General features: G+C 73.6%; 13 protein-coding genes. 11 read left to right on the forward strand and 2 right to left on the reverse strand.

Annotated features, from left to right (window positions below):
- Positions 1–151 precede the first annotated feature (151 nt).
- From ACZ6O5_RS24595 to ACZ6O5_RS24605, 3 genes are all read left to right on the forward strand, one after another.
- On the forward strand, positions 152–1,159 hold the full coding sequence (locus ACZ6O5_RS24595; protein WP_465980143.1) for an ABC transporter permease: 1,008 nt from the start codon (positions 152–154) through the stop codon (positions 1,157–1,159).
- 10 nt (positions 1,160–1,169) lie between these two features.
- Positions 1,170–2,156 carry an ABC transporter permease gene (locus ACZ6O5_RS24600; protein ID WP_281937876.1) on the forward strand — a complete coding sequence of 329 codons (987 nt, stop codon included), beginning with the start codon at positions 1,170–1,172 and terminating at the stop codon, positions 2,154–2,156.
- Positions 2,157–2,309: 153 nt separating this feature from the next.
- Positions 2,310–4,052, forward strand: coding sequence for an ABC transporter substrate-binding protein (locus ACZ6O5_RS24605; protein ID WP_465980144.1), 1,743 nt, complete (start codon positions 2,310–2,312; stop codon positions 4,050–4,052).
- 93 nt (positions 4,053–4,145) lie between these two features.
- Here ACZ6O5_RS24605 and ACZ6O5_RS24610 read toward each other — a convergent pair whose 3' ends face one another.
- The gene (locus ACZ6O5_RS24610) at positions 4,146–6,293 is read right to left on the reverse strand and encodes a S9 family peptidase (RefSeq protein WP_465980145.1); all 2,148 of its coding nucleotides are present in this window, start codon (positions 6,291–6,293) and stop codon (positions 4,146–4,148) included.
- An 87-nt stretch (positions 6,294–6,380) separates the two neighbouring features.
- On the opposite strand from ACZ6O5_RS24610, the gene mshB reads away from it, so the two are divergent.
- From mshB to ACZ6O5_RS24625, 3 genes are all read left to right on the forward strand, one after another.
- Positions 6,381–7,301 carry an N-acetyl-1-D-myo-inositol-2-amino-2-deoxy-alpha-D-glucopyranoside deacetylase gene (gene mshB, locus ACZ6O5_RS24615; protein ID WP_465980146.1) on the forward strand — a complete coding sequence of 307 codons (921 nt, stop codon included), beginning with the start codon at positions 6,381–6,383 and terminating at the stop codon, positions 7,299–7,301.
- Between the two features lie 17 nt (positions 7,302–7,318).
- Positions 7,319–7,792 carry a hypothetical protein gene (locus ACZ6O5_RS24620; RefSeq protein ID WP_281937868.1) on the forward strand — a complete coding sequence of 158 codons (474 nt, stop codon included), beginning with the start codon at positions 7,319–7,321 and terminating at the stop codon, positions 7,790–7,792.
- An 86-nt stretch (positions 7,793–7,878) separates the two neighbouring features.
- A complete protein-coding gene (locus ACZ6O5_RS24625) occupies positions 7,879–8,343 on the forward strand; it encodes a hypothetical protein (protein ID WP_465980147.1) in 465 nt (154 codons plus the stop codon).
- A 2-nt stretch (positions 8,344–8,345) separates the two neighbouring features.
- On the opposite strand, the gene ACZ6O5_RS24630 is transcribed toward ACZ6O5_RS24625, so the two are convergent.
- Positions 8,346–9,299, reverse strand: coding sequence for a GNAT family N-acetyltransferase (locus ACZ6O5_RS24630; protein WP_465980148.1), 954 nt, complete (start codon positions 9,297–9,299; stop codon positions 8,346–8,348).
- A 79-nt stretch (positions 9,300–9,378) separates the two neighbouring features.
- On the opposite strand from ACZ6O5_RS24630, the gene fdxA reads away from it, so the two are divergent.
- The 5 genes from fdxA (at position 9,379) to ACZ6O5_RS24655 (ending at position 13,268) form a co-directional block, all read left to right on the forward strand.
- The gene (gene fdxA, locus ACZ6O5_RS24635) at positions 9,379–9,705 is read left to right on the forward strand and encodes a ferredoxin (protein WP_465980149.1); all 327 of its coding nucleotides are present in this window, start codon (positions 9,379–9,381) and stop codon (positions 9,703–9,705) included.
- On the forward strand, positions 9,702–10,820 hold the full coding sequence (dapC, locus tag ACZ6O5_RS24640; RefSeq protein WP_465980287.1) for a succinyldiaminopimelate transaminase: 1,119 nt from the start codon (positions 9,702–9,704) through the stop codon (positions 10,818–10,820). The genes fdxA and dapC overlap by 4 nt, the downstream gene beginning before the upstream one ends.
- A gap of 128 nt (positions 10,821–10,948) precedes the next feature.
- Positions 10,949–11,974 (forward strand): prephenate dehydrogenase, encoded by a 1,026-nt coding sequence (locus ACZ6O5_RS24645; RefSeq protein ID WP_465980150.1) that lies wholly within the window; start codon positions 10,949–10,951, stop codon positions 11,972–11,974.
- Positions 11,975–11,979: 5 nt separating this feature from the next.
- Positions 11,980–12,621 (forward strand): SIMPL domain-containing protein, encoded by a 642-nt coding sequence (locus tag ACZ6O5_RS24650; RefSeq protein ID WP_465980151.1) that lies wholly within the window; start codon positions 11,980–11,982, stop codon positions 12,619–12,621.
- Entirely contained in the window at positions 12,621–13,268 is a 648-nt protein-coding gene (locus ACZ6O5_RS24655; protein ID WP_465980152.1) for a nucleoside/nucleotide kinase family protein, read from the forward strand. The genes ACZ6O5_RS24650 and ACZ6O5_RS24655 overlap by 1 nt, the downstream gene beginning before the upstream one ends.
- Positions 13,269–13,300 lie beyond the last annotated feature (32 nt).

Genomic DNA, 13,300 nt, shown 5'->3' on the forward strand with positions numbered 1-13,300 from the left:
GCTGCTGGAAAGCCACCGACCGCTGCGCCACCGAGACACCCGCACTGACCACCCGCGACGGCGGCACCCAACTCACCGCCTGCCACCACCCGGAGGCGGGTCCGGTGGCGGTCGGCGTCGCCGACGCCGAACACGCGCAGGAGGTGACGGAATGAGTCTGTCCCCGGTCGAGGGCGTGGCCCTCGCCGAGATCGAGACGCCCGCCGACGGCGGCGAGCGGCGGGACGAGGAGTTCGTCGGCCGCTCGCCGGGCCAGCTCGCCCTGGCACGGCTGCGCCGCGACCGTACCGCCCTGGTCAGCGGCGGTCTGCTCGTCTTCTTCGTGCTTGTCGCGCTGGCCGTGCCGCTGATCGAGGCGCTGTACGGGATGGGGCCGAAGGAGCAGTTCCAGGGCCGCCTCGACGGCTACGGCATGCCGCTGGGCTATGCCGGCGGCGTCACCGGCGAGCACTGGTTCGGGCTGGAGCCCGGTCTCGGCCGGGACATCTTCATCCGGATGGTGCACGGACTGCGCACGTCGCTGTTCATCGCGTTCGCCGCGGCCGTGCTGACCGCCGCGATCGGCGTGACCCTGGGCACCCTGGCCGGCTACCTGGGCGGCTGGCTCGACTCGGTGATCAACTGGATCACCGACCTGACGCTGGCCATGCCGTTCCTGATCATCGCGCTGGCGCTGATGCCGACCGTGGCGTTGCGCTTCTACGGCCAGCGGGAGGCCGTGCCGGCGTACTTCCAGATCGGGGTGCTCATCGCGATCTTCGCGCTGTTCGGCTGGACCAGCACGGCCCGGCTGGTCCGGGGTCAGATCATCGCGCTGCGCGAGCGGGAGTTCGTGGAGGCGGCGCGCGCCAGCGGCGCCGGGTTGGGGCACATGCTGTTCCGCCAGTTGCTGCCGAACGTCTGGGCACCGATCCTGGTGGCCTTCTCGCTGGCGGTCCCGCAGTACATCACCAGCGAGGCGGCGCTGTCGTTCATCGGCGTCGGGCTGACGGACGCGACGCCGAGCTTCGGGCGGATGATCTACCGCAGCCTCGACTACCTCCAGACCGACCCGGCGTACGTCTTCTTCCCCGGCATCACGATCTTCGCGCTCGTGTTCGCCTTCAACCTCTTCGGCGACGCGCTGCGCGACGCGCTCGACCCGAAGTCGTCCCGGTAGGAGGCCGGCCATGACGCGTTTCCTCATCCGCCGGCTGCTGTCCGCCGCGCTCACGCTCTTCGCGGTCAGCGTGCTCAGCTTCCTGATGTTCTTCGCCCTGCCGCGTGACCCGGTGACCGGCATGTGCCCGAAGAACTGCAACCCGGAGCGGCTGGAGCGGGTCCGCCAGGAGTTGGGCCTGCGCGACCCGCTGATCAGCCAGTACGCCGGCTACATGAAGGGCATCGTCACCGGGCGGGACCTGGGCAGCGCCCAGGGCGGCCGGTGCGACGCGCCCTGTCTCGGCTGGTCGTACGTCTCCAACGAGGCGGTCTCGGACACCATCGCCCGGGTGCTGCCGGTGACGCTGAGCATCGTCATCCCGGCGGCGGTCCTGTGGCTGCTGCTCGGCGTCGGCCTCGGCATGCTCTCGGCGCTGCGCCGGGGTAGTTGGCTGGACCGGGCGGCGATCGGCTTCTCGCTGACCGGCGCCTCGTTGCAGCTCTACTTCGTCGGCGCGGTGCTGCTCATCGTGTTCGTCTACAACCTGCGGCTGCTGCCGGTGCCGAGCTACACCTCGTTGTTCGACGATCCGCTCAGGTGGAGCAGTGGGCTGGTGCTGGCCTGGTTGGCGCTGGCCTTCCTCTTCTCCGCCATCTACGCCCGACTGTCCCGGGCACAGATGCTGGAGACGCTGTCCGAGGACTTCGTCCGCACGGCGCGGGCCAAGGGCCTGGCCAAACGGACCGTCTACGGGCGGCACGCGCTACGCGCCGCGATCACGCCGGTGGTGACCATCGCCGGCCTGGACGTGGGCGGGGCGTTGGGCGGCACCGTGATCACCGAGACGACGTTCGGGCTCAACGGGATGGGCCGGACGGCGGTGGACGCGGTCCGCGCCGGTGACCTGCCGACCATCATGGCGACCGTGCTGATCGCGGCGGTCTTCGTGGTGCTGGCCAACGTGGTGGTGGACCTGCTCTACGCGGTGATCGATCCCCGGGTGCGGCTGGGCTGAGTCTCCGGGCTGAGCCTCCGGGCTGAGCCTCCGGGCTGAGCCTCCGGGCCGACGAAATTTATCGAGAACTGTTACACAACTCGTAGTTTTTTTTCTTTACGATCCTCGGGACGTCGGGCGATGCGCCAGGCGTACGGGTGGAGGAGGTAGAAGATGCGACCACGTGCAGCGGCCGCCGTCGGCGGCGCCATCGCACTGGTGGTGGGGCTGGGCGCCTGCTCGGAGAACACGGGCGAAGGCACCAAGGTGGACGGCAACCGGCAGCAGACCGGCGTCATCGCGACCGACCCGAAGGACTCCCAGGGGCCCGCGGCGGAGGTGGACGGCGCGGCCAAGGGTGGCACGTTCACCATCATCCGGGAGACCCCCATCTCCCACCTGGACCCGCAGCGGACGTACTCGTTCGCCGGCCTGATGGCCAACCCGCTCTTCGCCCGCTACCTGACCACCTGGAAGGACGACGGCAAGGGCGGCCTGGTGCTGGTCGGCGACCTGGCCGAGACCCCAGGCAAGAACGTCAACAACGACTGCAAGGTCTGGGAATTCACCGTCAAGGACGGGGTGAAGTTCGAGGACGGCAGCCCGATCACCGCCAAGGAGATCGCGTACGGCATCGCCCGCTCGTTCGACCCGGACCTCACCGGCGGCCCGACCTACCTCCAGGAGTGGCTGGCCGACACCCCGCAGTTCGACACCAAGTGGGACTTCAAGAAGAACAAGACGTCGCTGCCGCCGGGCCTGACCACGCCGGACGACAAGACGCTGCGCTTCGAGTTCGCCAAGCCCCGCTGCGACCTGCCGTTCGCGGTCTCGCTGCCGACCACCGCGCCGCTCAGGCCGGACAAGGACACCGGCGTCAACCTGGACCAGAAGCCGTTCTCGTCCGGCCCGTACAAGATCGCCAAGAACCAGGTGGGTGTCCAGCTCACGCTGGACCGCAACCCGAACTGGGACGCGAAGACCGACCCGGTCCGCCACCAGTACCCGGACCAGTTCGTGTGGACCTTCGGCCCGACCCAGGACGCCGCGAACAACCGGGTGATCGCCGACAACGGCGCCGACCAGAGCGCGCTGGCCTTCAACTCGGTGCCGCCCTCGCTGGTCGCGAAGGTGGCCGGTGACCCGGCGCTGAAGTCCCGGACGCTGCTCTCCCCGACCCCGAGCGCCAACCAGCTCGTGATCAACACGCAGCGGGTCAAGGACCTGAAGGTCCGCCAGGCGCTCAACTACGCGATCGACCGTGAGGGCCTGGTCAAGGCACTCGGCGGCCAGACCATCGCCCAGCCGATGACCACGCTGATGCCGTCGTCGACCATCGGCTACAAGGCGTACGACGCCTACCCGGCGGGTGCCAACGGCAACCCGGAGAAGGCGAAGGAGTTGCTCGGCGGCCAGACGCCCGAGCTGGTCCTCGGCGTCGCCGACAACACCAACGAGCAGCAGATCGCGGTCCAGCTCAAGGGAAACCTGGAGCGCGCCGGCTTCAAGATCACTGTGCGGAACATCCCGGACGACTCGAAGCTGGACGAGGTCAAGAAGAAGAACAACCCCTGGGACCTCTACATCGGCAACTGGGCCGCGGACTGGCCCAGCGGCGCGTCGATCCTGCCGGTGCTCTACGACGGCCGCACCATCAAGGCCGAGGGCAACAGCAACCAGTCGTACTTCAACGACGACGCGATCAACGCCGAGATGGACCGGATCCAGGCCATGCCCCCGGCCGAGCAGGGCCCGGAGTGGGGCAAGCTCGACGAGCGGATCATGAAGGAGTTCGCGCCGGTGGTGCCGCTCTTCGTCGACGTGGCGTACAACGTGCACGGCTCGAAGGCCGGCGGTGTCTTCATCTCCTCCGTCTTCGGCTACCCGAACTTCGTCAACGCGTACGTCAAGCAGTAGCCCTCGGCCCTGAGTAAGGAGGGGCCCCCTCTTAACACGTGAGTGTGAGAGGGGGCCCCTTCTCTACTTGAGGCGTTAACAGGGGGCCCCTCCTTACACCAGGTAGCGGCGGAGGAAGTCCAGCTCCAGGCGGAGCAGGCGCTCGGATGCGCCGCCGGCGGCCAGGTGAGTCGCGCCGGTGAGCGGCAGCACCGCGTGGGGGCGGCCGGTGGCCAGCAGCGCGGCGGAGAGCCGCAGCGTGTGCGCGGCCAGCACGTTGTCGTCGACCAGGCCGTGCACCAGCAGCATGGGTCGGGCGTCGGCCGGGGCGCCGAGCGGCTCGGCGGCCAGCTCCACCAGCGAGTGATGCGCGTAGACGTCCATGCCGTCCTCCGGCATGCCCAGGTACCGCTCGCTGTACGCGGTGTCGTACAGCGCCCAGTCGGTGACCGGCGCGCCCACGATCGCGCACTTGAACAGCTCCGGATGGCGCAGCACCGCCAGGCCGGCGAGCCAGCCGCCGAACGACCAGCCCCGCACCGCCACCCGGTCCAGGTCCAGGTCGGGGTGTTTGCCGGCGAGCGCGGTCAGCGCGTCCACCTGGTCGGTCAGGATCACGTCCGCCACCCGGCGGTGGATCGCCTTCTCGAACGACGGCGCGATGCCGGGCGTACCCCGGTTGTCCACGGTCACCACCGCGAAGCCCTGCTCGGCCCACCACTGCCGCTCCAGCCAGGCGCCGCGCGCCGCGACCACCTCCTGGTGGCCCGGCCCGCCGTAGACGTCCACCAGCACCGGCAGCCGGGTGCCCTTGACGTGCTCGGCCGGGTACAGCACCGCGCTGGGCAGCCGCCGGTCGGTCACCCGCACCAGCGTCGGGCGCGGCGCGTACGAGCAGGTGGCGGCCAGCGAGCGCAGCTCACCCACCTCGCGGTCGCCGTGCCACACCCGCCAGCGGACCCCCGCGTACTCCAGCGAGGCGGTCCCCACCGCCAGCGTGGCCCCGCCGATGGCGGCGGTGTGCCAGCCCGGGTCGCTGCCCATCCGGCGGGCGTCCATCCCACCGCCGATGGTGGTCCGCACCCGGTAGAGGTGGCGTTGGCTCGGTTCGCCCTCACTCGCCTCGACCAGCAGGTCGGCCGCCGTGTCGGGGCCGGCCGGCAGCCGCCCGACCACCCGCCGCACGTACAGCGAGGGCGGGGTCAGCAGCGTGCCGTCGGCGAACAGGCAGCGGGCGTCGTACCCGTCGTGGGCCAGCTCGCCGCCGACCAGCACCCGCCCGTCGGGCAGGTGTGCCGGGGTGCCCGGGACCGGTTCCACCCAGCGCGGGTCGGCCAGCTCGGCGTGCACCTGCGTCTCCCCGGTCCGCGGGTCCACCGCGAGCACCAGCCCGTGCTGCTGCGAGCGGCGCAGCACCGTGATCAGCGGCCCGCCGTCCGCCCACTCCACCGCGCTCAGGTAGGGGTAGGTCTCCCGGTCCCAGTGCACGTCGACCCAGCCGCCGTCGAGGTCGAGCAGGTGCAGGCTGACCTCCGCGTTCGGGCCACCCGCCACCGGGTACGCCAGCGACGTCGGCGGGGTCGCCGGCTCGGCCGGGTCGTGCAGGTACCACCGGGGCAGGCGGGACTCGTCGACCCGGGCGGCCAGCACCGCGCGCCCGTCCGGGGCCCACCAGTAACCCCGGTACCGGTGGAACTCCTCGGCCGCGATGTGCTCGGCCAGCCCCCAGGTCACGCCGCTGTCCTCGCCGGCGAGCAGGTTGTCCGTGCCGTCCGGCTCGACCACCCGGAGCTGACCCCGGCGGACGCCGTCGGCGGCGTCGGTGACGTAGGCCAGCCGCTCACCGGTCGGGTCCGGACGCGGATCGATCACCGGCCCGACGGTGGCCACCTCGACCACGTCGCCATGCCGCAGGTCGGCCCGGAACAGCCGCCCGGCCAGCGCGAACGCGGCCACCCGGCCGGTCGCGTCCAGCGCGTACCCGCCGATGCCGCCGGCGCTGAGCCGCAGCCGCTCGCGCAGCGCCCGCTCGCCGGGGGCCGGTCGGGCCGGTTCCGCGTCCGTGCCGAGCAGCACCGCCGGGTCGGCGACCAGGCGTTCCTCGCCGGTGTCGGCGTCGAGCAGCCAGAGCGCGTCGGCCGGGTCCTCCGGGCCCGCGGAACGCAGGAAGAGCACCCGGGAGCCGTCACCGGCGACGGTCACGGCGCGCGGCGCCCCCAGGCTGAACCGACGGGTACGGGCGGCCAGCTCGGGAAAGTCCACGCCTGCAGATCGTAGGCGGGCACCGGGCGTGATGTGGCCGACCTGGGCGGACGCATGACCGTCGGACGGGCAGGACCGCCGGTTAGAGTGACGGGCGTGACGACGCTGCCCGACCGACGCCTGCTGCTGGTCCACGCGCATCCCGACGACGAGTCGATCGGCACCGGCGCGACGATGGCGCACTACGCCGCCGCCGGCGCCCACGTCACGCTGGTGACCTGCACGCTGGGTGAGGAGGGCGAGATCCACGTGCCGGCGCTGGCCGGGCTCGCCGCGGCCGAGGCCGACCAGCTCGGCGGCTACCGCATCGGCGAGCTGACCGCGGCCTGTGCCGCGCTCGGCGTCACCGACCACCGGTTCCTCGGCGGCGCGGGCCGCTACCGCGACTCCGGGATGATGGGGATGGCCACCAACGAGCACCCGCGGGCGTTCTGGGGGGCCGACCTGGACGCCGCCGCCGGGCACCTGTTGGAGGTGATCCGCGAGGTCCGCCCCCAGGTCGTGGTCACGTACGACCCGAACGGCTTCTACGGCCATCCCGACCACATCCAGGCGCACCGGGTGACGATGCGGGCGGTGGAGCTGGCGGCGGCCGAGGGGACCGCCCCGGCGAAGGTCTACTGGACGGCCATGCCGCGCAGCGTGCTCGACGCCGGCCTGGAGACGTTCACCGAGTCGTCGGACAATCCCTTCGCCGGCATCTCCAGCGCCGACGAGCTGCCGTTCGGCACGCCGGACGCGCAGATCGCGGCGCGGGTGGACGCCACCGAGCAGCACGCCGCCAAGGAGGCGGCGATGCGCGCCCACGCCACGCAGATCCCGGCCGACTCCTGGCTCTACGCGATCGCCGGCAACTTCGGCGCCGAGTTCATGGGGGTGGAGTACTTCACGCTCGCGGTCGGCGAGAAGGGGCCCGGCGGCGGCCGGTACGGCTGGGAGGACGACCTCTTCGCCGGGCTGGCGCTGGACGGGTCGGACCGTGCCCCGGTCGCGGCCGGCGTCCGGTGACGTCGCCCGCCGCGCCCGTGTCGGTCCTTCCTGAGCAGCAGCCGCCCGCACCGCCCAGCGCGGTGGAGCGGGCGCTGGACCGCGCGCTGCGGGTGGCCGGCGGCGTGGTGTCGGTCTGGGCCGGCGCGCTGTTCGCGCTGCTCGATCTGATCTTCGCCACCTGGGCCTGGGCGGCGGTGCAGGGCCGGTCCGGGGGCGCGCAGGCGCTCGTCGGCATCGGCCTGGCGGTCGCCGGGATCGCCGCGGTGGCGGCGTCGACGGTGCTGCTGGGCTGGTTCGCGCACCTGTCGACGGGCAGCCGGTGGGGGGTGGCGCTGGCCGCGCTGCCGTGGTTCCTGGTGATCGTCGTGGGCGGGTTCCGGACCACCGAGGGGGATCTGGCGCTCGCCGGCGACAACGTGCTCGGCCTGGCGCTGATCGTCTCCGGGGCGGTCACCTTCGCGGTGCTCGGCTTCCGGCACGTGGTGACGCCGCCACCGGTGGACCGCTGAGGTGCTGACGCCGCACCGGCGGCGGTGGTAGACATTCCTGCCAGAGGCTCGCCGCCGGGGCGGGCGGTACGTGCGGGAGGCGTGCGATGGGTCAGCGGTGGCGTGCGGTCGGGGTACTGACGGCCGCGTTGTTCGCGGTCAACGTGGTGGCCCGGCTGGTCCTCAGGTTCGCCTTCCCGGACGACGACACCGCCGCCAGCCGGGTCTCGCTGGTGATGTTCCTGGCGATCGGTCTGATCCTGGCCGGCGTGTCGTTCCGCTGGGGTGCCGGCCGGCCGGTCGGGCACTGGGCCGGTGACCTGGCCGTCGCGGTGGTGGCGGCGCTGGCGCTGACCGTCTTCGTCGGCCCGCTGCTGGTCGGCGAGAACCCGTTCGGCGGGGGCGCCGGCCTGTTCTTCGCCCAGATCTGGCTCTACCTCGCGGCCGCAGCGGCCGGGGTGCTGGTCGGCTACCTGACGCTCACCGCGCTGGGCCGTGACTTCCGCTCCCGCCAGCTCAAGCGGTACGCCGAGCTGAAGGCGTCCCGGCCCCGCCGGATCGTCCGCCGCTGACGTCAGGGCGCCACCCGGGTCAGGTAGGTGTGGTGGGTGGTGAAGCCGAGCCGGTGGTAGAGCGCCACCGCGCCGACGTTGCGCTGCTCGACCTGGAGGAACGCCCGGGTGGCCCCCTCGGCCGAGGCCCAGCCGGCCAGTGCGCGGACGACCGCGGCGGCGTACCCGCGCCGGCGGGCCTCCGGCAGCACTTCGAGCAGGCTCACGCCGAGCCATCGTCCCCCGCCGGTGACGGTGCCGCGCCCCACCGCGAGCAGTCGGCCGTCGACCCTCAGCTCGGCGAAGCGGATCCGGTCCACGGCGGTGAGCACGTGCCGCGCGGCCTCCGGGAGCCCGCCCTTGCGGTCGGCGGCGATCGCCAGCCAGTCGTCGGTGGGCGCGACGGCCAGCGCCACCGGCGGCAGGTCGGTGGCGGCCGGCGGGGCGGTCAGGGTGGTGAGCGGCACGGTCTGGACCAGCACCGGCGGGCGGGCCGTCCAGCCGCGCGCGTCGAGTTCCGCGCCGACCGGGGCGGCCAGCGGCAGCGGCGTGTTCACCAGGGCCGGCTGGCCGAGGTCGGCGTACCAGCGCTGCACCGCGTCCAGCGCCGCCGGCAGGGGCCGGTCGGGGTCGCCGATCGGGAGCGCGCTGTTCGCCCGGCCGGTCCAACCGGCCGCGGAACGCAGCCGCCAGTCGCCGAGCCGGCCGCGAATCGGGGCCGGCCACGCCTCATCGCTTGCGCTTTCCAGGTCGACCACGGCGACGGCGGTCGGCCGGCGAGCCGGTGGCACCCGCTTCGCCCGGTGCACCTCACCGACCGGCACGCGGAGCGGCCCACCGTCCGTGACCAGCGTAATGTGCGTCTCACTCAGCTCGACCAGATCGCCGAGCGCGTCGGAGAACAGCGGCCGGCCCTCCCGGATCCCCACGATTCGGCGGACCACGATCCGGTGTCCCACATCCTGCTGTCGGAGCACGATCGACCTCCTCCCCGGCGAGATACTAGGCTCTTACCGTTGCGGATGATCGCGACGAGTCTTGCGGAGGAGAAGACCGGTGACCTACATCATCGCCGAGCCGTGCGTGGATGTGCTCGACAAGGCATGCATCGAGGAGTGCCCGGTCGACTGCATCTACGAGGGCAACCGGATGCTCTACATCCACCCCGACGAGTGCGTCGACTGTGGGGCCTGCGAGCCGGTCTGCCCGGTGGAAGCGATCTTCTACGAGGACGACGTGCCGGAGCAGTGGAAGGACTACACCGGCGCGAACTACGAGTTCTTCGAGGATCTGGGTTCGCCCGGGGGCGCCTCCAAGGTCGGCAAGGTGGAGAAGGACGCCACCTTCGTCGCCGCGCAGCCACCGCGCGGCGAGGACCACTGAGCCGGTCCGCGCCGGTTTCGGCACGGCTGCCCGAGTTCACCTGGGACACGCTGGACGCCGCGGCCGCCACGGCCGCGGCGCACCCGGACGGTCTCATCAACCTCTCCATGGGTACGCCTGTCGACCCGGTGCCACCGCTGATCCGGCAGGCGCTGGCCGACGCGTCGGACGCACCCGGCTACCCACTGACCGCGGGCACGCCCGCCCTGCGGGACGCGATCGCGGCCTGGGTGGCCCGGGCCTGCGGCGCGGGCGTCGACGGGTTGGGTGTGCTGCCGACCATCGGCTCCAAGGAGCTGGTGGCCTGGCTGCCGACGCTGCTCGGGCTCGGCCCCGGTGACGTGGTCGTGGTGCCGACCGTCGCGTACCCGACGTACGAGGACGGGGCCCGGCTGGCGGGCGCCACGACGGTGCGCAGCGACTCGTTGACCGCGCTCGGCCCGGACCCCCGGGTCCGCCTGGTCTGGGTGAACTCGCCGGGCAACCCGACCGGGCGGGTGCTGCCCGCCGCCCACCTGCGCAAGGTGGTCGAGTGGGCCCGGGAGCGCGGCGCGGTGGTCGCCAGCGACGAGTGCTACCTGCCGCTGGGTTGGGACGCCGAGCCCGTCTCGGTGCTGTCCCCGCAGGTGTGCGGCGGGGACTACACGGGCGTGCTGGCGGTGCACTCGCTCTCCAAGCGCTCCAACCTGGCCGGCTACCGGGCCGGGTTCGTGGCCGGTGACCCGGCGCTGGTGGCCGAGCTGCTCAAGGTGCGTAAGCACGCCGGGATGATCGTGCCCGCACCGGTGCAGGCCGCCATGGTGGCCGCACTCGGTGACCAGGCGCACGCCGACGCCCAGCGGGAGCGCTACCGGGTGCGGCGGGAGAAGCTGCGGGCCGCGTTCACCGGCGCCGGCTTCACGGTCGAGCACTCCGAGGCCGGGCTCTACCTCTGGCTGACCCGCGACGAGGACTGCTGGGACACGGTCGACTGGTTGGCCCGGCGGGGCATCCTGGTGGCCGCCGGCGTCTTCTACGGCCCGGCCGGCGCCCAACACGTCCGCGTGGCCCTGACGGAGTCCGACGCGAACATCAACGCCGTAACCGCCCGCCTGAAAGGCGGGGCCCCCGCTTAACGGTTCCGGTAGAGGCGGGGCCCCCGCTTGACACCGTGCGCCCCGCTGGCGTGCCGGGCGATATCCTCGGCGGGACTTCCCGCGGGGCCACCCGGGCTCCGCCGACGACGCGGACCCGAGGTGCACCGATGGTGGGCGAGGCGGGCGGGCTGGCACGCGCGGCGGTGGTCGGCACCGGGCTGATCGGCGGCTCGATCCTGCTCCGGCTCCGCGACACCGGCCTCGGCGTCGCCGGCTGGGATCCGGATCCGGCCGTCCGGGGGCGGCTACGCGAGCGGGGCGTCGCGGTCGCCGACACCGTCGAGGAGGCGGTGGCCGGCCGGGACGTGGTGTTCGTCTGCGGCCCGCTGCCCACGCTGCCCACCACGCTGGCCCGGGTGGCCGCCGCCACCGACGACCGGTGCGTGCTCACGGACGTGGGCAGCGTCAAGGCGGAGGTGGCCACCGCCGCGACCGCGCAGGGGCTCGGGCACCGGTTCGTGCCGGGTCACCCGATGGCCGGCGCGGATCGGGCCGGGCTCGGCGCGGCCGGCCCGGAACTGCTCGACGGCGCGGCCTGGGTGCTCTGCCCGGGGCCGACCGGGCTGACCGCGTTCCGGCGGCTGGCCGAGCTGCTCGTCGACGTCTTCCACGCCCGGGTGGTGCCGATGTCCGCGCCGGAGCACGACGCCGCCGCCGCGCTCGCGTCACACGTGCCGCACGTGCTCGCCGGCGCGCTGGCCGGCACGGTGCAGCGCTCGGCGCTGCGGGACGCGGTGCTGGCGCTGGCCGCCGGCAGCTTCTCCGACGGCACCCGGGTCGCCGGGGGGCCGCCCGAGCGGACCGCGAACATGCTGCTCGGCAACCGGGACCGGGTGCTCGCCGAGCTGACCGGCGTCGGTGACTTCCTGACCGAGCTGACCGCCGCGCTGCGGGCCGGGGACGCCGAGGCGCTGGCCGGCCGGCTGGCCGAGGGGCGGGCGGCGCGCGCCGCGCTGCGCGGCCGGGAGTTCGGCACGCACCGCCGGGAGTTCCCGGCCGATGCGGACCACGCCGGCGAGCTGGCCTACCTGCGGGAGTTGGGCGCGGCGGGCGGCCATCTGACCGGGTGCCTGGTGACGGCCGGCGCGGTCGGGTACACCGCGCACCTGCCGGCCACCCCGCGGTTAGGCTGAGCGGCATGGCGGACGCACCGGTCGTGGCGGTACGCGGCGAGGCGTACCGGGAGGTCGCTCCCGAGCTGGCCCGGTTCACGGTGACGGCGGCGGTGCGGGACCGCGACCGGGAGACCACGCTGACCCGGCTGGCCGAGCGGGCCGCCGCGGTGCGGGCGCTGCTCGACGCCGCCGGGCCGACGGTGGCGCGGCGGGAGACCGGTCAGGTCAACGTCTGGCCGGTGACCAGGCGCTCGGGCGACCGGGTGGTGGCCTACCAGGGCAGCGTGAGCACCACGGTCACCGTCACCGACTTCAGCGCGCTCGGCGAGCTGATGCTCCGCCTGGCCGACCACGAGCAGGTCGAGGTGGCCGGTCCGGTGTGGTCGCTGCGGCCGGACAGTCCGGCGTACCGGGAGGTGCGGCACGCCGCGATCGCGGACGCGCTGGCCCGGGCCCGGGAGTACGCGGAGGCCCTCGGCGCCCGCGTCACCGCACTGCGGGAGCTGGCCGACACCGGCCTGACCGCGTCCCCGCCGATGCTGGCCAAGGCGGCGTACGCCCGGTCCGGCGAGTCCGCGCCGGAGCTGGAGCTGGATCCCGCGCCGCAGCCGGTGCACGCGGCGGTCGAGGCGCGGTTCACCATCAGCGACCCGGTGCTCGGCTGATGCCGCCGGCCCAGGTGTTCCCGCTGGCCGAGCTGGTCGCCCGGGCGCGGGCGCTCGCCGGGGACGGCCCGCGGCAACTGCTCGGCATCGCCGGCGCGCCCGGCGCGGGCAAGTCCACGCTGGCGGAGCGGATCGTCGCCGAGGTGGGCCCGACCGCCCGGCTGGTGCCGATGGACGGCTTCCACCTGGCCGGGGCGGCGTTGAACCGGCTGGGCCGGGCGGCACGCAAGGGCGCGCCGGACACCTTCGACGTCAACGGCTTCGTCGCCACGCTGCGCCGGTTGCGGCGGCTGGAGCCGACCTCGGTGTGGGCGCCGGAGTTCCGCCGCGACCTGGAGGAGCCGGTCGCCGGGGCGATCGAGGTACCGCCCGAGGTGCGGCTGGTGGTCACCGAGGGCAACTACCTGCTGCTGCGGGACGACCCGTGGGAGGAGGTGCGGTCGCTGCTGCACCAGGCCTGGTTCCTCGACCTGGACGCCGAGCTGCGGCTGCGCCGCCTCACCGCCCGGCACCAGGCGTACGGGAGGTCCGCGGAGCAGGCCCGCGCCTGGGCGCTCGGCAGCGACGAGGAGAACGCCCGGCTGGTCGCCGGCACGGCCGGGCACGCCGACCTGGTGGTCCGGCTGGCCGAGCCGCCGCCGGCGTGACGCCGGTCGGGTGACGACGGCGGGCCGTGGTG

Source organism: Micromonospora sp. NPDC049201 (assembly GCF_055586805.1).